20 protein-coding genes are annotated in these 17,303 nt (G+C 60.5%); all 20 read right to left on the bottom strand.

What is annotated here, in order from left to right; all coding sequences use genetic code 11:
* Positions 1 to 9: 9 nt before the first annotated feature.
* Positions 10 to 696, bottom strand: a complete 687-nt coding sequence (locus tag Q8M73_07740; GenBank protein ID MDP2288444.1) for an RNA methyltransferase — start codon at positions 694 to 696, stop codon at positions 10 to 12.
* Between the two features lie 125 nt (positions 697 to 821).
* On the bottom strand, positions 822 to 1,187 hold the full coding sequence (gene rplT / locus Q8M73_07735; protein MDP2288443.1) for a 50S ribosomal protein L20: 366 nt from the start codon (positions 1,185 to 1,187) through the stop codon (positions 822 to 824).
* A 61-nt stretch (positions 1,188 to 1,248) separates the two neighbouring features.
* Complete coding sequence (rpmI, locus tag Q8M73_07730; protein MDP2288442.1) at positions 1,249 to 1,443, bottom strand: 50S ribosomal protein L35; 195 nt, start codon at positions 1,441 to 1,443, stop codon at positions 1,249 to 1,251.
* A 61-nt stretch (positions 1,444 to 1,504) separates the two neighbouring features.
* Positions 1,505 to 2,095, bottom strand: coding sequence for a translation initiation factor IF-3 (gene infC, locus Q8M73_07725; GenBank protein ID MDP2288441.1), 591 nt, complete (start codon positions 2,093 to 2,095; stop codon positions 1,505 to 1,507).
* A 255-nt stretch (positions 2,096 to 2,350) separates the two neighbouring features.
* On the bottom strand, positions 2,351 to 2,815 hold the full coding sequence (locus tag Q8M73_07720; protein MDP2288440.1) for an SseB family protein: 465 nt from the start codon (positions 2,813 to 2,815) through the stop codon (positions 2,351 to 2,353).
* A 1-nt stretch (position 2,816) separates the two neighbouring features.
* Positions 2,817 to 3,662 carry an ATP phosphoribosyltransferase gene (hisG, locus tag Q8M73_07715; protein MDP2288439.1) on the bottom strand — a complete coding sequence of 282 codons (846 nt, stop codon included), beginning with the start codon at positions 3,660 to 3,662 and terminating at the stop codon, positions 2,817 to 2,819.
* Positions 3,663 to 3,667: 5 nt separating this feature from the next.
* Complete coding sequence (locus Q8M73_07710) at positions 3,668 to 3,931, bottom strand: phosphoribosyl-ATP diphosphatase (GenBank protein MDP2288438.1); 264 nt, start codon at positions 3,929 to 3,931, stop codon at positions 3,668 to 3,670.
* Between the two features lie 9 nt (positions 3,932 to 3,940).
* Complete coding sequence (gene ribH / locus Q8M73_07705) at positions 3,941 to 4,429, bottom strand: 6,7-dimethyl-8-ribityllumazine synthase (protein ID MDP2288437.1); 489 nt, start codon at positions 4,427 to 4,429, stop codon at positions 3,941 to 3,943.
* The gene (locus Q8M73_07700) at positions 4,426 to 5,649 is read right to left on the bottom strand and encodes a bifunctional 3,4-dihydroxy-2-butanone-4-phosphate synthase/GTP cyclohydrolase II (protein MDP2288436.1); all 1,224 of its coding nucleotides are present in this window, start codon (positions 5,647 to 5,649) and stop codon (positions 4,426 to 4,428) included. The genes ribH and Q8M73_07700 overlap by 4 nt, the downstream gene beginning before the upstream one ends.
* Before the next feature lie 92 nt (positions 5,650 to 5,741).
* Complete coding sequence (locus Q8M73_07695) at positions 5,742 to 6,335, bottom strand: riboflavin synthase (protein MDP2288435.1); 594 nt, start codon at positions 6,333 to 6,335, stop codon at positions 5,742 to 5,744.
* A 20-nt stretch (positions 6,336 to 6,355) separates the two neighbouring features.
* Positions 6,356 to 7,357, bottom strand: a complete 1,002-nt coding sequence (gene ribD / locus Q8M73_07690) for a bifunctional diaminohydroxyphosphoribosylaminopyrimidine deaminase/5-amino-6-(5-phosphoribosylamino)uracil reductase RibD (protein MDP2288434.1) — start codon at positions 7,355 to 7,357, stop codon at positions 6,356 to 6,358.
* Complete coding sequence (gene rpe, locus Q8M73_07685) at positions 7,345 to 8,013, bottom strand: ribulose-phosphate 3-epimerase (protein ID MDP2288433.1); 669 nt, start codon at positions 8,011 to 8,013, stop codon at positions 7,345 to 7,347. Before rpe ends, ribD begins: the two co-directional genes overlap by 13 nt.
* Before the next feature lie 29 nt (positions 8,014 to 8,042).
* Positions 8,043 to 9,389, bottom strand: a complete 1,347-nt coding sequence (locus tag Q8M73_07680) for a transcription antitermination factor NusB (protein MDP2288432.1) — start codon at positions 9,387 to 9,389, stop codon at positions 8,043 to 8,045.
* Positions 9,386 to 10,315, bottom strand: a complete 930-nt coding sequence (gene fmt, locus Q8M73_07675; GenBank protein ID MDP2288431.1) for a methionyl-tRNA formyltransferase — start codon at positions 10,313 to 10,315, stop codon at positions 9,386 to 9,388. The genes Q8M73_07680 and fmt overlap by 4 nt, the downstream gene beginning before the upstream one ends.
* Positions 10,316 to 10,318: 3 nt before the next feature.
* A complete protein-coding gene (gene def, locus Q8M73_07670) occupies positions 10,319 to 10,861 on the bottom strand; it encodes a peptide deformylase (GenBank protein ID MDP2288430.1) in 543 nt (180 codons plus the stop codon).
* Positions 10,862 to 10,896: 35 nt separating this feature from the next.
* Positions 10,897 to 12,576 (bottom strand): ribonuclease J, encoded by a 1,680-nt coding sequence (locus Q8M73_07665; GenBank protein ID MDP2288429.1) that lies wholly within the window; start codon positions 12,574 to 12,576, stop codon positions 10,897 to 10,899.
* Between the two features lie 13 nt (positions 12,577 to 12,589).
* Positions 12,590 to 13,501 (bottom strand): 4-hydroxy-tetrahydrodipicolinate synthase, encoded by a 912-nt coding sequence (gene dapA, locus Q8M73_07660; GenBank protein MDP2288428.1) that lies wholly within the window; start codon positions 13,499 to 13,501, stop codon positions 12,590 to 12,592.
* Positions 13,502 to 13,530: 29 nt separating this feature from the next.
* A complete protein-coding gene (thyX, locus tag Q8M73_07655; GenBank protein MDP2288427.1) occupies positions 13,531 to 14,244 on the bottom strand; it encodes an FAD-dependent thymidylate synthase in 714 nt (237 codons plus the stop codon).
* A gap of 158 nt (positions 14,245 to 14,402) precedes the next feature.
* The gene (locus Q8M73_07650; protein ID MDP2288426.1) at positions 14,403 to 15,038 is read right to left on the bottom strand and encodes a response regulator transcription factor; all 636 of its coding nucleotides are present in this window, start codon (positions 15,036 to 15,038) and stop codon (positions 14,403 to 14,405) included.
* Entirely contained in the window at positions 14,998 to 17,256 is a 2,259-nt protein-coding gene (locus Q8M73_07645) for a hypothetical protein (GenBank protein ID MDP2288425.1), read from the bottom strand. Before Q8M73_07645 ends, Q8M73_07650 begins: the two co-directional genes overlap by 41 nt.
* Positions 17,257 to 17,303 lie beyond the last annotated feature (47 nt).

Here is a 17,303-nt window from a genome sequence, read left to right as displayed (position 1 = left end):
TCGCATTGACTACCTCAGTTTCCCATGCAGCCTTGCGGCATCGGCGTACAGACATACAGCTGCTGCGGCAGCAACATTGAGAGATTCCGCACGGCCATAGAGCGGAATTCGCACCTGAACATCAGCCAGGTCTCGGGCTTCCTGGCTCACTCCTGGCGCCTCGGCTCCGAACACCCAGCAAATCGACTGGTGACTTGGAACTGAACCTAGCCAATCAAAGACATCCAACGCAGCATCGCCGCTTGCAACTGCGAAGAGCATGCGAGAAGGATCAATGGCAGATGCGAGCTCAGCCAGCTGGACATCGGTGGCGATCGGCAGGTGGAAGATCGACCCGGCACTGGCTCGCACACATTTGCCATTGCTTGGATCCACTGATCCAGCGGTCAGCAGAACGCCTGCAGCGCCAGCTGCATCGGCGGAACGAATGATGGTGCCGGCATTGCCCGGATCGCTGACCCCGTCGAGCAGGACTGACGCCGGCCCGCCGCCGGGGATTGCATCCGCGATCGCAGCAGAAGTCCAGCGACAGACCCCCACTATTCCTTGTGGCGCGCGGGTCTCCCCCAGTGCTTCCATGACCGACTCGCTGACGTAGGTCAGCGGCACATCGACAAGCACATCGAGAAACTCAGACGCAAAGCCCTCGGTCAAGAAGACCTCGACCAGCAGACCCGAGCCCACAGATTCGCGCACGGCCTGTGGCCCCTCCACAAGGAAAAGGCCGGCATCGCGCCGGCCCTTCCGAGAGTGCAGTCGCCGAACCGCGACCACCCGATCAGAACTACGAGAGGTCAAGGTCGGCACATTGCCGAGCAAGGTTATGCAGTGGCTGGGATTGCGGCCCGAGCAACTTCCACAAGCGTGGCAAATGCAGCCGGGTCATTGACTGCGAGCTCGGCCAGCATGCGGCGATCGACCTCGATGTTGGCTTCTTTCAAGCCTTGAATGAATCGGTTGTAGGTCAGGCCATTGGCACGCGCGCCGGCATTGATGCGCTGGATCCACAGCCGACGGAAGTCACCCTTGCGGGTGCGTCGATCGGAATAGGCATAGACCATGGAGTGGGTGACCTGCTCCTTGGCCTTGCGGTACAGGCGCGAACGCTGACCGCGGTAGCCGCTTGCGCGCTCCAGAATCTCGCGGCGCTTCTTATGCGCGTTTACTGCTCTCTTTACACGTGCCATTGCTTGTCTCCTGAACTTCTCTGCCACATGAACGCGGCGAAATATTTGGGGGGTCAGTCGGCTAGCGGCCGAGCAACTTCTTTACCTTCTTGGCATCACCTGGGGCCAGGATCTTGTCGCCCTCAAGGCGTCGCATGCGCTTGGAGGACTTGCTCTCCAACAGATGGCGGCGGTTCGCCTGCTCATGCGTGATCTTGCCAGTTCCGGTGACCTTGAAGCGCTTCTTGGCGCCACTGTGGGTCTTCTGCTTCGGCATGTCGATCCTTTGCTTGTTGTTCGGTAGTTCGGGCTTTGGTGCGACCGAGGTCGCGTTGTGCTCAGGAAGCGTCAGCGTGCACTTCCTGGACGCTTTCTTTCAAGGATTCGGCTGCAGTCTGCGGCTTGGGGACATCAGCCTTGCGTCGATGTGGAGCCAGCACCATGATCATGTTGCGGCCATCCTGCTTGGGAGTTGCCTCCACGAATCCGAGTTCTTGCACGTCTTCAGCAAGGCGGGCCAATAGTCGCAGTCCAAGTTCTGGGCGGCTTTGCTCACGACCGCGGAACATGATCGTGATCTTGACCTTGTCTCCAGCCTTCAAGAAGCGCTCGACGTGACCCTTCTTGGTGTCGTAGTCGTGCGAATCGATCTTGGGGCGAAGCTTCATTTCCTTGATGATGGTGTGCGTCTGGTTGCGACGCGACTCGCGCTCCTTCATGGCGGCTTCGTACTTGAACTTGCCGAAATCCATGAGCTTGCACACTGGCGGCTTGGCCATCGGGGCAACCTCGACGAGATCGAGATCGGCCTCCACGGCTAGTCGAAGCGCATCTTCAATGCGCACGATGCCAACCTGTTCGCCATTGGGTCCAACAAGACGGACCTCGGGAACGCGAATGCGGTCGTTGATTCGTGGTTCGACGCTGATGGCGCCTCCTTATTCGTGCGGTCAGTTGCTGCACATGATGTGCAGCGCGATCTGTGCCAAGAGATGACCCTCGACGCAGCGCAAGAAGACGACAGCACGAACCGGCACGGCAAGCGTGCCTGAGCGCGTGACCCGGGCCATCTGGTGCGACGGACGGGTGGGAGCCGGAGCCCCTCTTGCGCGATCCAGCCCAAGAGCCAGATCAATCGAGGCAAAGGGTAGCAGCCACAGGTGAGTCCAAAGAAATCCCAGCCACTAGCCCTTGCTTAGGAAGGCAAGACGCTCCCCGGCGACTATATGGCGGGCTGGTCCCTGGACGTCGATCACCAGTGCATTGGCACCGTCGTCAAGTGCTGCCTTTGCCGCGTCCGGGCCCGAAATCGGCACTGGCCTTGCCTGCGGGTCCCACATTGCCATCGAATCCAGGCCGGTGAAGGCCAGGAGCCCTCGCTCTCCTGTCGCGCTGACCATCGAGACTACGGACATGTGACTGTCCTTGTCGGCGCCGACATCATCGACTTCGTCGGCCGTGGCCACCACTGCGACAAGGAGTCTGGAGTCCATCAGCAACTCAAGTGGAAGATCCCGCGCAATGCCAGAGGTCAGGGCTACTGCGCCCTGAGCCAAGGACCGACGCAGGACAGGATCAGCAGCGCCGTCATCGCCAGCGAATGCGGGAGAGGCCAAAGAACGACCGCGACCTAGATCTGGGTGGGTCACGTCACAGGCGGCAGGCGTGGATATCGGTCACGAGAATTCCCCGCGCGCCAAGCTCATAGAGATCGTCCATGACGCGGTGAATATCAGTGGCTGGCACCATTGCCCGAACAGCTGACCAATCCGAGTCCTGCAGTGGCGAGACAGTTGGCGATTCGATACCGGGCGTGATCGCACACGCTTCAGCGAGCGCGGTCTGGCGGATGTCGTAGTCGACCAGGACGAAGGTGCGGGCGACCATCACGCTCTGCAAGCGCCGAATCACCGTTTCGACCGCAGGGTTCGCCGGCGCATCGATGCGTTGCACGACCAGAGCCTCGGAGATGAGGATGGGCTCTCCGATGACTTCCAAGCCGGCGCGCCGCATCGTGGTGCCGGTGGCCACCACGTCAGCGACGGCATCGGCGACGCCAAGCGCGACGGCATTCTCAACGGCTCCATCCAGCCGTATGACTGTGGCATCAATCTGCGTCTGCGACAGCCATGCTCGTAGGAGTCCGTCGTAGGAAGTTGCGATGCGCTTGCCCGCCAGATCAGCGACCGAGTCGTACTTGCCGATCGGAGCAGCCAACCGGAAGGTCGAGGGCGCAAATCCAAGCGAAAGCAACTCTGTTGCCTGCGCTCCAGAATCCAGCAGCATGTCGCGGCCGGTGATGCCGATGTCCAAAGTGCCTTCACCGACATACAGTGCGATGTCCTTGGGGCGAAGGAAGTAGAACTCGACATCATTGACCGGGTCGTTCACGACCAGGTCGCGGATTCCTGCACTGCGCAGATAGCCCGCCTCCTGAAGCATTGCGCGCGCAGGTTCAGCCAATTGCCCCTTGTTGGGCAGAGCCACTTTCAACATGAGAACTACAACCGCCGATACACGTCGTCGAGGGAGATATTGCTCGCAATCATCATCACCTGCAGGTGGTAGAGCAACTGCGCGATCTCTTCGGCAGTTCGGTCCGGTCCTTCATGTTCAGCAGCCATCCAGACTTCTGCCGCTTCTTCGACCACCTTCTTGCCGATGGCGTGAACCCCTAGCTCGACCAGTTTCACCGTGCCGGAGTCCTCCTCGTGCGAGGCAGTCTTTTCTACAAGTTCGAAATACAGCTCGTCGAAGGTCTTCACAGAAGCAGCCTACTGAGGACCTGAGTCTCCCGTGATGCTGGCGACGGTGTGCCAGGTGGCCAAGGCCGCCTGGGTTGCCTCAAAGCCCTTGTCCTCATTTGAACCAGGCAGTCCAGCGCGCGCGAGCGCTTGGGCCTCGGTGTCACACGTCAGCAAGCCAAAACCGACTGGAACCAGATAATCCAAGGCCACCTGCGCGAGCCCATCGGTCGCAGCAGCGCAGACATACTCAAAGTGCGGGGTATCGCCGCGAATCACGACGCCGAGTGCGACGACGACGTCGAATTCGTCGGAGGACGCACAAGCCTTGGCCACGATCGGCAGTTCGAAGGATCCGGCTACGCGAATGATGCGGGACGTGGCGCCAGCAGCCAGACACGCACGCTCGGCTCCGGAGACGAGGCCATCCATCACCTCCACATGCCACGAGGCAGCAACAATGGCCACCCGAGCATTTGGCGCCGTGATGGTCAGTGCGGGCGCCCCTTGGCCACTCATGCTGAACCTTCCGATGTCTGATCGCCGAGGGTGTGTCCCATACGCGTGGCTTTGGTGTTCAAGTAGTCCTCGTTATGCACATTCGATGCAATTTCCAAGGGAAGTCGCTCAACAATCGCCAAGCCGTAGCCTTCGAGGCCAGCCCGCTTTGCAGGGTTATTGGTCAGCAGTCGCATGCTGCGCACTCCGAGTTCAAAGAGGATCTGCGCACCGGTTCCGTAGTCACGCGCGTCAGCTGGGAGTCCAAGATCAAGGTTGGCATCGACAGTGTCACGACCGTCGTCCTGCAAGCGATACGCCATGAGCTTGTGCATAAGGCCGATGCCACGACCTTCATGCCCTCGCATGTAGAGCACGACACCCCTGCCTTCCTCAGCAACTCGGCGCAGGGCTGCCTGGAGCTGAGGGCCACAATCGCATCGCAAGGATCCGAAGACGTCTCCAGTCAGGCACTCGGAATGCACACGAACGAGCACCTGCTCGCCGTCTGCGATATCCCCCATCACCAATGCCATGTGATCAGTGCCGTCAATGTCGCTTCGAAAGCCAACAGCACGGAATTCGCCGAACTCAGTGGGCAGCTTGGTTTCAGCCACACGCACTACTTGCACTTCGTTCTGCCGACGAAATCGGATGAGATCAGCGATCGAGATCATCCGAAGTCCATTCGCATCCGCGAAGGCTCGGCACTCAAGTGCACGCATCATCGAGCCATCGTCATTGACGAGTTCGCACAGTGCGCCAGCGGGCGTAAACCCTGCCATCCGCGCAAGATCGACCGAGGCTTCGGTGTGGCCCGGCCTGCGCAGGACCCCACCTTCAACTGCCCGCAGCGGCATGACGTGGCCCGGGCGGGTGAGATCAAAGGGATCAGTAGCACTGTCGCCGAGCACTCGAATGGTGTGAGCGCGGTCCTTGGCAGAAATACCTGTGGTCTCTACATCACGAGCATCCACCGATACCGCGTATGCAGTGCCCTTTCGATCCTCATTGACCGCTGTCATGGGAGGAAGACCAAGTCGATCCAGATCAGCGCCCGTCATGCCAACGCAGATGTATCCGGATGTGTGACGAATCATGAAACCGGTGAGTTCAGCCGTAGCCGCATTCGCCGCAAAGATGAGGTCGCCTTCATTCTCACGATCTTCATCGTCCACCACGACGACTGCCTGACCGGATCGAAGAGCATCGATCGCCTCTTCAATGGAGTCCAATTGCACGCCACCATTAGCCGCTGGCCTGGCACTCGACGAAAGCAGCTGGTGCGCCTTCTCGGCTGGCTTCTGCGATTTGAACAACTCGTCAGCTGGAATCACTTGCGCGCCTCCAACAATCGCTCGACGTACTTCGCGATGACGTCAATCTCCAGATTGACTGGCTCGCCCACCTGGCGTTCACCAAGGGTGGTCTCTCGCAGGGTTGTGGGAATCAATGAGACGGTAAAGGACTCGTCATCGACGTTGACGACCGTCAGCGATACCCCATCGACCGTGATCGAACCCTTTTCAGCGACGTAGCGAGCAAGTTGCTCGGGAAGGGAAACGCGCACAACCGTCCAGTGCTCTGCGGGAGTGATGCTGAGGATTTGCCCGGTGGCGTCGACATGGCCTTGCACAAGATGACCACCAAGACGACCGTGGGCCGGCATTGCCCGTTCCAGGTTGACCGGAGATCCGATGCTGGCAGCACCGAGAGAGGTGCGCGTGAGAGTTTCGGCCATCACATCAGCCGTGAAGGAATCGTCATCAAGCTCGGCGACGGTGAGGCAAACACCATTGACCGAGATCGAGTCGCCCAGTTTGGCGTCCTGGAGCGCTAGGCCAGCGCGAATGACCATGCGAGCCGAGTCGCCCTGAAGGAGGACCGACACGACTTCGCCGCGCTCTTCGACAATCCCGGTGAACACTTGGACTTCCTCACGCTGACTCAGGCGCCGCGGGAAATCTGCCCGCGCACCATCACATCATTCCCGATGAGCCGAACCTCAGACACATCGACTGGAAAAGTCCTGGTCATCGGATGCGAGGAAGCCACTCCAGCCCCCATGAGCGCGGGAGCGATGAACCACACGAGCTCGTCGACGCAGTCAGCCTCAAGAAAGGCCGAGGCCAGCGTGGGTCCACCTTCAAGCAGGACTTGCTGAACTCCGCGCTCACGCAGCATTCCCAGAGCGATCAGCGGATGTCGGTCGCGGATGAGCAGCGTCGGGGCGGCATTGTTGAGCACACGCAGGCCCCCAGGAAGCTCGCGCTCACCCATCACGACCCGCAGCGGCTGAGTTTCAACGGATAGCTCGCGCACGGTGAGCTGAGGGTCGTCGGCCATGGCAGTGGCCGTACCCACCAGCACAGCATCGCTCTGCGCTCGCAGTTCATGCGTGAATACGCGGGCCTGCGGTCCAGAGATGGCCGTGGGTCCACTATCACCATCGGCAACTCGAGCATCAATGGTGTGAGCAAGCTTCAGCACGACATAGGGACGGCCACTGAGTTGTACATGAGTCCAGGCCTTGTTGATCTCGTTGGCTTCAGCACGCTGAACGCCCTCAATAACCTCGATGCCTGCTCTGCGAAGGACGGTTGCACCGCCAGATGCCTGCGGAGTTGGATCCGATTGAGCGAACACCACTCGACTGATGCCCGCAGCGATCAACGCCTGCGTGCAAGGCCCGGTACGACCGACGTGATTGCACGGTTCAAGAGTGACGATTGCAGTAGCGCCTCTGGACCGATCACCAGCGGCTGCCAGCGCTTCAACCTCAGCATGTGCCGTTCCCGCGCCGTGATGGAAACCAGCGCCAACCATTTGGCCGTCAACGTCAAGAATCACGCACCCCACTCGAGGGTTTGCACTGCGGGGGCCTTCATAGGCAAGCGCGATCGCTTGGCGCATGGCCTCAGAAGCACGCTCGGGGGTCAGTGGCTGCATGCTGTCTGCGCAATGGAGCGCAGTTCCTGCACAACCAGATCTGGGTCATCAGCCCGATAGACGGCTGATCCGGCAACGAAGACATTGGCACCGGCTTCTGCGCATCGACCGATGGTGCTGGCGTCGACACCACCGTCCACCTGTACCCAGATGTCAGTTCCCGAGCGCTGTGCAAATTCTCGGGCGCGCACGATCTTGGGCAGCATCGCATCCATGAAGGACTGGCCTCCAAATCCCGGCTCAACTGTCATCACCAGGATCATGTCCAGTTCGCCAAGCAGATCCTCAAGCACGTCGATGTCGGTGCCTGGCTTGACCGCTGCGCTTGCCCGGGCTCCTGCCGCCCTGACATCGCGGCAGATCTGGCGCGGATTGACTGCAGCCTCCACATGAAAGGTCACGCTGCCCGCACCCGCCTCGGCATATGCAGGGGCCCATCGATCAGGATCCGCAATCATCAGATGGCAATCCGCGGGTAACGAGGTGCTGCGAATCAATGACTGGACCACTGGGAGGCCGAAGGTCAGATTCGGAACGAAATGGTTGTCCATGACATCCAGGTGAATCCAGTCTGCACTTGCCTCCACCCTGGCGACTTCGTCTGCCAAGTGAGACAGATCGGCATTCAGCACACTCGGTGAAATCAACAGGCCCACGCGCTCAGAGTAGTAGCCGCGGACTGGTGTTACAGGGGGCGTTGGAGCAGCGCCAGGAACATGGCGTCAGTGCCATGTCGATGTGGCCAGAGTTGAACAAAGGATCCTCGAGCGGCATCGGGAACTTCCGGCAGGAAACTCGGGGCATCAAGAAGCCGCAGCTCTGGGTGCTGCTTTCGGATATCGCTGATCACCAGTTCGGTCTCGGCAAAATGTGGAGAGCAGGTCACGTATCCGATCACGCCCCCGGGTGCGACAGCAGCGATTGCCGCGTTCAACAGCGAGCGCTGCAACGGAGCCAGTTCAGCGACATCGCTGAGCTTGCGGCGCCAGCGAGATTCCGGACGTCTGCGCAGGGCCCCCAGGCCACTGCAGGGCACATCAACCAGCACCCGATCGAACTGCCCTTCCCACGGTTGAGAAACGGCATCCGCCACGAGGACTTCTGCGGCGCTGTCCTGTCCCAAGGACTGTCGCACGAGTTGGGCACGATGAGCATGCGGCTCCACGGCAACCAGATGCACGTCCTGATTGAAGGCAATGGATTCAAGGAGAGCTGCCTTGCCGCCGGGTCCCGCGCACATGTCCAGCCATCGACCTTCATGACTGGAGACGGGCACTCGCGTCAGGGCCAAGGTCACCAACTGACTGCCCTCGTCCTGTACTCCGACTTGGCCACTGCGAATCTCGGGAATGGATTCCGGAGTGCCGTCAATGAGGGTGCCGGCCACTGGCGACCATCGACCTGCTTCAACGCCTGGGATCTCCATGAGTTCGGCGGTCGATATTCGTCGAGCGACAAGGGAAGGACGAGCAGCAGTGTTGTCGGCTTGCAGAAGTTCAGCGAGCTCGGAGTTTCGGTCAGCGAGCACTTGCGAGAAGGCGCGAACGATCCAAAGCGGATGAGACCAGCGGACGGCCAATTCCTTCTCAGAAGGTCCACTGACACCGAGTTCGATTGCCCATTCATCCGCCGTACGGGCCGACACCTTGCGCAATACAGCGTTGACGAACCCGGCTCGAGAAGCCGCCCCGCCAACAGCGCCCGCGGCTCTTGCCAGATTGCAGGTCGAATCGACTGCGGCATGGGTGGGAACGCGCATCATCAGGAGCTGGTGGGTGCCCAGTCGAAGCAGATCCTTCATGCCAGCATCAACCTGGTCCCAAGGACGCGTCACACACGTCGCCAGGATGGCGTCATACCAGCCCTGCCAGCGCAAGGTTCCGTAACCGAGTTCCGTTGCAAAGCCGGCATCGCGGCCTTCCAGCCTTCGTGCGCGCAGGATCGCCGGCAGAGCCAGGTTCGCATAGGCGTCATCGACGCGTACGACCCGCAGAAGTTCCAGCGCGGACTCTCTTGAAAGATCACCGCTCATTGGAATGACAGCCCGTGTACTTGAACACCACGCGCCCAGTCTCGCGCGTTCATGAGCTTGCGGCCGGCCGCCTGCACTTGATCCAGACAGGCAGCGCGGCTGGCAGTGCCTACCCACACCGCGGCCTTGGAGACATGGATTTGGCCAGGAGCAAGATCAGGTGCTTCCTCAGGCTCTCGCTCAAGGAGCGGGGACACCTTGATGCGATCAGCGCCAAGAGTGGTCCAAGCACCGGGTTCAGGAGTCGTGGCGCGAATCCGGCGGTCAACACCGACCCAAGGGTCGGTCCAACGAATGCGGGCATCGTCACTGCTCAATTTCGGAGCCAGGCTGACACCGGAGTCTGGCTGCTCCACCGGCACCAGTTCGCCAGCCTCAATGCCGTCAAGAGTGGCGACCAACAACGAGCTTCCATGTTGCGCCAAGCGGGCCAACAGCTGACCTGCAGTGTCTGTTGGCAGCACGCGTTCGGTGAAGCTTCCAAAGACCGGACCGTCATCTAGGCCTGGGCCGATGAGAAAGGTGCTCGCCCCAGTGACCTCATCGCCGTGCAGGATTGACCACTGCACTGGTGCGGCACCACGCCAGGCCGGCAGGAGCGAGAAGTGCAGGTTGATCCACCCGAATCTCGCTGCCGTGAGCAGATCGACCGGCACGAGGTTGCCGTAGGCCACTACGGGGATGCAGTCCGGTTCCAGAGTCGCCAATGAGTCGTGAAATGCCGGATCCTTGAGCGATCGGGGTTGGAGAACAGGAATGCCGTGTTCATCGGCCACGCGGCCGACAGGGCTTCTTTGCAGTGTTCGGCCTCGGCCCGCGGGAGCATCCGCTCGAGTGATCACCCCGACGATTTGGTGATCGGTCGCAAGGAGGGCTTGAAGGGCAACAGCAGAGACTTCAGGGGTACCAGCAAACACAAGACGCAAGGGTTACAGCCACTTCGCATTGATGGGGTGCGGACTCAACTGCACCGGAAGAGCTTCACCAAACCATTCAGACTCTCGAATCTCCTTCATTGCGGCCTTGCGCAGGGCCTCGTCAAGTCGGTCGATGAACAGAATTCCGTCGAGGTGATCGGTCTCATGCTGCACTGCGCGGGCCAGCAACTCGCTGCCTTCAATGACGATCGGCTCTCCGTGCATATTCATGCCACGCGCGACAACGCGCATCGCCCTCTTGGTGTCAAAGGACAGACCAGGAAGTGAAAGGCAGCCCTCATCGCCCTCTTGAAGCTCATCAGAGAGGTCAAGATCGGGATTGATCAAGTGTCCGAGTTCATCATCGACCCAGTACGTGAAGACCCGAAGGGAGACGCCGATCTGTGGCGCGGCAAGACCTGCCCCCGGTGCATCCATCATGGTTTCCGTCAGGTCCTTCACGAGCTTGCGCAATTCACGATCGAAGGTGACCACTGGGGCTGCCGGGACTCGCAACACAGGGTCGCCAAAGAGGCGGATCTCCTGGATGGACATGGGCGAAGTCTAGGCAGCGCGATGAAACGGCTGCGCTAGCCCTCAATAATGACGGGCACGATCATCGGTCGACGCTTGTGATGGGTATTGACCCACTTGCCGACCTGACGACGAACTCGTTGTTGAAGTTCGTGCACATCGGTCACCCCACTGATCAATGCCTCTTCAAGCACCGTGCGCACCTGATCAACGGCAACGCTGAAAGATTCGTCCTTCAAGCCGAGTCCGCGTGCGTGAATCTCGGGGCCGGCGACCACCTTGGATTCGATGAGATCCACGGCCGCGAAGATGGTGATGAAGCCCTCTTCCCCGAGGACCCTTCGGTCCTTCAGCAGGTTCTCTGTCACATTGCCGACACTTGATCCATCGACATAGACAAAGCCGACGGGCAGGTAGCCGACAATGGCTGCCTTGCCATCGACGAGGTCAACCACAACGCCGTCGTCAGCCAGAATTACCCGATCAGGCTCGATGCCCACGCCAATAGCCAACTGCTTGTTTGCCCGCAGGTGTCGCCATTCGCCGTGGACTGGCATCACATTGCGCGGCTTCACCACGTTGTATAGGTAGCGAAGCTCACCGGCGGCAGCGTGGCCGGAAACGTGCACGAGGGCATTGCCTTTGTGCACGACGTGGGCGCCCAGACGCGAAAGTCCATTCACAACCCGGTTGACTGAGTTCTCGTTGCCGGGGATCAGCGAAGAGGCCAACACCACGGTGTCCTGGGTCCCGACGCTGATCGGATGATCGCGATTGGCGATGCGAGACAGCACCGCCATCGGCTCACCCTGGGACCCAGTGCAGATGAGCACCGTCTCATCTTCCGGCAGGCCTGCGAGTTCATCGACTGTGACCATCAGGCCACCTGGAACCTTGAGGATTCCCAGATCGCGCGCCACTCCCATATTGCGGACCATCGAACGTCCCACGAGGGCAACCCTGCGCCCGTGCAGGGCGGCCATGTCGATGATCTGTTGGATGCGGTGCACATGACTGGCGAAGGAAGCCACGATGATGCGGCCGTCAGCACGGAGAAACACGCTGTCGAGTACTGGCTCGATGTCGCGTTCGCTTGCAACAAAGCCAGGAACTTCAGCGTTGGTGCTGTCGACCATCAGGAGATCAACACCTTGGTCGCCGATGCGTGCAAAGCCATTCAAGTCGGTAATACGACCGTCAAGAGGCAACTGATCCATCTTGAAGTCACCTGTGTGCAGGATCGTGCCCCCCGGTGTGCGGATCGCAAGCGCCAGCGCATCAGGGATCGAGTGATTCACCGCGAGGAACTCCAGCCCGAAATTTCCGATCTGAAGATTCTGGCCTTCGGCGATCAGATTCACCTTGCCGGGAATCCGGTGTTCGCGGAGTTTGCCTTCGAGCAAAGCCAAGGTGAAACGGGATCCATAGATGGGAATGTCCTGGCGCAGCCGCAGCAAATAGGGCAGCGCGCCGATGTGATCCTCGTGTCCATGCGTCAGCACGACGGCCTCGACATCATCCATGCGATCCGCGATGGGTGCGAAATCGGGCAGGATGAGGTCTACCCCGGGCTGGGAGTCTTCTGGAAACAAGACCCCGCAGTCCAAGATGAGTAGCCGACCATCGAACTCAAACACGGTCATGTTGCGACCGATCTCTCCGAGCCCGCCCAAGGCGAAAATTCTGACGGCGCCCGGCGCCAGAGGTGGTGGCGGAGCCAATTCGCTATGTGTCATGCAGATACCTGTGTCATGCAGAGAATCCGGCGACGCTGCCCGCGGCAAGATCGCGCCACAGTTGCTCGCGCTGCTCATCTGATGCGTCAAGCAAGGGCAGGCGAACCGGCCCGGATGGGAGCCCGAGTTGGGCCAGTGCAGCCTTGATGGTGACAACTCCTTGGGCGCGAAACACGCCGGAATAGACGGGAAGCAGTGAACTGTTGATCTTGCGGGCGAGTTCGAGATCGCCTTCGCGGACGGCTCGTGACATATCGGCCAGCCGATCACCGACGAGGTGACCCACAACCGAGATCACCCCAACCGCGCCAAGACATAGCAGGGGGAGATTGAGCGCATCGTCGCCGGAGTACCAAGCCAGATCTGTGCGTGCCATCACCCACTGCGCGGCTTCCAGATCGCCCTTGGCATCTTTGTTCGCAACGATGCGCGGGTGCTCAGCGATACGCACGAACGTGTCCGTCTCAATTGCGGTGCCCGTGCGCTTGGGAATGTCATACGTGATCATCGGCAAGTCGGTTGCGTCGGCGATCGCATGGAAGTGTGCGAGCAGACCCAATTGCGGAGGGCGGTTGTAATACGGAGTCACGGCCATCACCGCGTGTGCCCCAGCACTCGCTGCCGCGCGAGCAGCCCCTACTGAGTGAGCAGTGTCATTGGTGCCTACGCCAGCGACCACGGTCGCCCGGTCGCCAACCGCCTCGACAACTGCACGCAAGACTGCAACGTCTTCTTCGTCAGTCTTGGTTGGTGACTCGCCGGTCGTGCCATTGATCACCAGGCCATCGTGATTCAAATTGTCGACCAGGTGTGTCGCGAGCGTTTGGGCGCCATCAAGGTCGAGGCTACCGTCCGCCTTGAAAGGGGTAACCATCGCCGAGAGCGTGTACCCGAATGGGGCTTCAGGTGTCGTATGGCCGGGCATGAGTACGAGAGTAGTGGTCGCGCCGTTTGCTATGGAGAGACGCGACCGTTGGCCACGAAGGCCGCGTGGGTCAACGGCATCAGTCGAGACCATTCTTCCTCATAGCGCTCCGCCACCATCTCGATCTCACGTTGCGGATATGAGGGGTACGTCGAATCCTCGGCCTTGCGCCGAAGAGACAGGAAGTTCATCAATGCCCGAGCATTGACGGTGACATAGGCGCTGGAGAAGATCGATACTGGCAGGACCATGCGCGCGACCTCACGTGCGATACCGGCGTCCAGCATTTCCTGGTAGGCCGCGTAGGACTGCGTGCAGGATTCGCGCATCCGTCGATCGAGGAGCTCGTACTGCTCGTCACTGCCATCGAGAAACTCATAGGCCCCGGTCTTGCCAATCTGCACCAACTGGCGATCGCGCGCTGGCACATAGAACACTGGCTTCAACTCGCGGTAGCGCCCAGATTCCTCGTTGTAGCTGGCCATGCGGTGACGCATGTGCTCGCGCCAGACGAAGATCGGCGCCTGCACGAAGAAAGTCATCGAGTTGTGTTCAAAGGGACTGCCGTGTCGTTCACGCATCAAGAAGTTGATCAGGCCCTTGGAACTGCCGGCATCAGCATCGACGTCGTCAAGTGACTGCTCACCCGCAGTGGACACGCGAGCGGCAAAGACCACATCCGCGTCATTGGCGCTGTCGCGCACGAGTTCAACGGTGATGTCGCTACGAAAGGTCAATTCCACCGTTCAACCTTAGCCGCGCACTCGGAACGCACTTGGATTCCACGTGCGCGCCGCGAATGCAGATGTCCGGCGAGACCCCCGCGCTCGCCGGCCGCACCATTTGATCGGAAAGCAGCTTCCACGTCCACCCACTTCTGTCCCCCAATGGACCGACACGGCTAGAGGTCCAGCAATCCGTCGCGCTGTGCCTCGGCGAACATCTGAGTGCGCGTACGAGCTGTTCTGCCGACATGCCCGTACTTCGTGCGAACGCGATCGAGGTATTCCTTGGCGGTATGGGGAGAGATACCCATGTTCGCGGCGACAGCGCTCAGTTTCAGACCTGAGGCGTACAGCCGCAGCGCGTGGAGTTCTCGCGGACTGAGATCTGGGGTCTCAGGTGCTAGGGAGAGTATGGAAGCCAAATCCATTGACAAGTACAGCTCGCCACTGGCCACAACCTCGATGGCCTCAATCAGCGACTCCAACGACACGCGCTTGGCGACAAAGCCCAGTGCGCCACAATTGAGGGCAGCGCGGATCGCAACGGAATCCTCGTACGCACTCAACAGCAGCACATGGCTTCCGGCTTCGGTCAGGATCTGCACGCTCTCACTCACCGGCAGACCCGCTGGCCCGAGGTCCACGTCCAGCAGAGCGACTTGGGCCCTCGCGAACGCAGCCTCATGCGGCTGATCCCCGCAGTACACCACTGGGGTGCGACCAGACCCCGCAAGCAAAGCCCGCAATCCTTCGCGCACGACCTCGTGATCGTCAATGAGCGCGAGAGTGCATCCCGTCGTCGCTGTGCTCATTGGCGAAGTATCCACGATTGCGAAACTCCACCATCACTGATCGACTGAATTCGTCGTCGGCCACCACAAATTCAATCGTGAGCGAGTTCAGGCGCTCTCGCAGGGCAAGCGCCGCGCCTCTGGCATCGCTCAGATCAGCAAAGCTGCCCACAAATCTGGCCACAGCCGTTCGATCCTCGCGACCGCCCGTCACTCGAAGAGTGCTCAGCCGCATCTCATCGACACAGATCTGTGCCAGCCTGGCGAGCTCGGCCCGGTCAGTCTCAGCCCAGCCGGTGACAGGTGGCAGTGCGATATCCACGATGCAGTCCTCGTGGTAGCCGCGCAAGGCCACCAGGCTTGCTGCACCGTGCAGAGGATCTCGAGCCGGATCAAGGCGAAGCAACGCCCTGATATACCCGTCTAGCGATGCGCACTGCCGCCGGACTTCGGGAGAGTCGGCTCGCAAGGTGCCCTCAGCTATGCCGCCCAGAATGGCGTCGAGTTGCGTTTGCGCCAATGGCTGGAACTTCTGCTGCGCCTCAGCAATGGCCTGGGAGGCGAGCACTCCCGCTTCCTCCTGTGCCTTGATGTCATGCACGGTTTGCAGGTAGCTGCGGCCAATTCGCCGCATTACCCACCCGTAGAGCCCAGCGAGCAGGATCGCCGTCACCCCAGGCCAATCCAGACCTCCCACGATGGCCAACTGACATACCGCCCATGAGGCAAGCGCGGCGATCCATGCCCAGAAGGGCCCATTGGCTGCGATGACCACGAGCAGACCAAGCACCAGGATCGGCGACCAATCCCCCAACACCCCTGCGCCCGCACCATCGCGCCCGGCGCTTTGCAGCGCAATGACGGCCGGACTGGCAAGAGCAATGACTGCAGCCAGCCAGGCTGGAACTTCACCGCTTGAGGTCACGATCAAGACCAGTACAGCCAGAGCCGTCGCGATGAAGAAGGCACTCACCGTCGCGAGCTGATGGAGATCCGCTGACCACCCGCCAACGATCGACACCAAGGACAAGGCCAGCAGCGCCAAAATCGCCGGGCGCACGAACGCGCCGGCCAATTCCCATCGTCCCGATGAGACGGGCTGAGCCAGGAGTTGATCCTCTTTGTGGTGCCATTGGATCCGCACGGTGGTTCCAATGCCTGGACGGCTGCGAATATCAACGCGACCGCCCACTGCGCTCACAGCTGTGCGAATGGCTCCATCCACGCCGAATCGCTCAGAGGTCGCAGGCGATTCAAATCCAATACCGTCGTCGCTGATCTCCGCCGAGATCGACGCGGTGCCGGACTCGTTTATCCATTCTTCAATTCTGATGCTGACTGATGTCGCGTGCGCGTGCCTCTGCACGTTCGCGATGGCTTCGCTGACAGCCCCAACCAGCACACCCCGGACCAGAGGAGGCACCAAGACTTCACCGCTGACCGCGACCTTGGACCGCACGCCCAGGATGTCGAGTTCGATCAATGCGGGTTCAAGAGTGCGAAGCCAACCTCGATCCGACTCGACGTTGAGCTCATCCACATCGCCTGTGACCAATTGCACGACCAACTGGCTTTGCCGGGCACGAGACCGAAGGCGCTCGAGAGTCTGCTCGTCAGCGACCACGCCTCCGGCAACAATTGCAGCCAATGTGTTGAGGACGCTCTCGTGCAGGATCTGCGCGGCTCGTTGCAGCACTTGATCCTCGCGCTCAAGCTCACTTGATCGTACAAATTCATTGAGCAGCTCCGAGTGGATTTGATCCTCGCGAGCTGCTGCGACCAACAACGACATTCGGATACCGATGGCCCCGCTGCCAACGGCTGCGACCACGAGAATGAATTGAACCTCTGCGCTGGCACTCACATGAGGCAGGACAGCCACGGTCGCTGCGCACGACAACACGAGCCATCCGGCCGCATACCGCCAAGGAAACAGCAAGCCGGCCAGCGCAACACTCAATGCGCTCAGCAGCACTCCCAGCCCGATCAGCTGCGTGGCTGGATCGTTGATCAGCACACCAACTGCGGCAACCAGCAGGAGCGGGATGACGATGACTTGCGGCCACAACTGCCACCGCAATCGACGAGGATTGAACAGCAGGGCCAAGAACGCGGCGCACCACAGACCAATGAGAATCCACACCACGAACGCCACCCAAGCGGGCGAAATGGCGTTCGGACGCAATTGCTGCTCAAAGAGCATCCAGAGTGCCTCCCAGATGAGGACGACTTGGATCAACCCACGCTCAACGCTGCGAACAGCACTTTGCTGTCGAAAGTCTCGCC

The sequence above is a fragment of the Actinomycetota bacterium genome, from assembly GCA_030684515.1.
GTDB lineage: Bacteria > Actinomycetota > Actinomycetes > S36-B12 > S36-B12 > UBA11398.
The sequence above is the reverse complement of the archived record's forward strand: the minus strand, read 5'-3'. Positions and strand labels throughout refer to the sequence as shown.

Excerpts from the sequence above, each read along its gene's own strand:
- rplT (MDP2288443.1), bottom strand. The coding sequence starts at position 1,187 with ATGGCACGTGTAAAGAGAGCAGTAAACGCGCATAAGAAGCGCCGCGAG.
- rpmI (MDP2288442.1), bottom strand. The coding sequence starts at position 1,443 with ATGCCGAAGCAGAAGACCCACAGTGGCGCCAAGAAGCGCTTCAAGGTC.
- hisG (MDP2288439.1), bottom strand. The coding sequence starts at position 3,662 with ATGTTGAAAGTGGCTCTGCCCAACAAGGGGCAATTGGCTGAACCTGCG.
- ribH (MDP2288437.1), bottom strand. The coding sequence starts at position 4,429 with ATGAGTGGCCAAGGGGCGCCCGCACTGACCATCACGGCGCCAAATGCT.
- ribD (MDP2288434.1), bottom strand. The coding sequence starts at position 7,357 with ATGCAGCCACTGACCCCCGAGCGTGCTTCTGAGGCCATGCGCCAAGCG.
- Q8M73_07680 (MDP2288432.1), bottom strand. The coding sequence starts at position 9,389 with ATGAGCGGTGATCTTTCAAGAGAGTCCGCGCTGGAACTTCTGCGGGTC.
- def (MDP2288430.1), bottom strand. The coding sequence starts at position 10,861 with ATGTCCATCCAGGAGATCCGCCTCTTTGGCGACCCTGTGTTGCGAGTC.
- Q8M73_07665 (MDP2288429.1), bottom strand. The coding sequence starts at position 12,576 with ATGACACATAGCGAATTGGCTCCGCCACCACCTCTGGCGCCGGGCGCC.
- dapA (MDP2288428.1), bottom strand. The coding sequence starts at position 13,501 with ATGCCCGGCCATACGACACCTGAAGCCCCATTCGGGTACACGCTCTCG.
- Q8M73_07650 (MDP2288426.1), bottom strand. The coding sequence starts at position 15,038 with ATGAGCACAGCGACGACGGGATGCACTCTCGCGCTCATTGACGATCAC.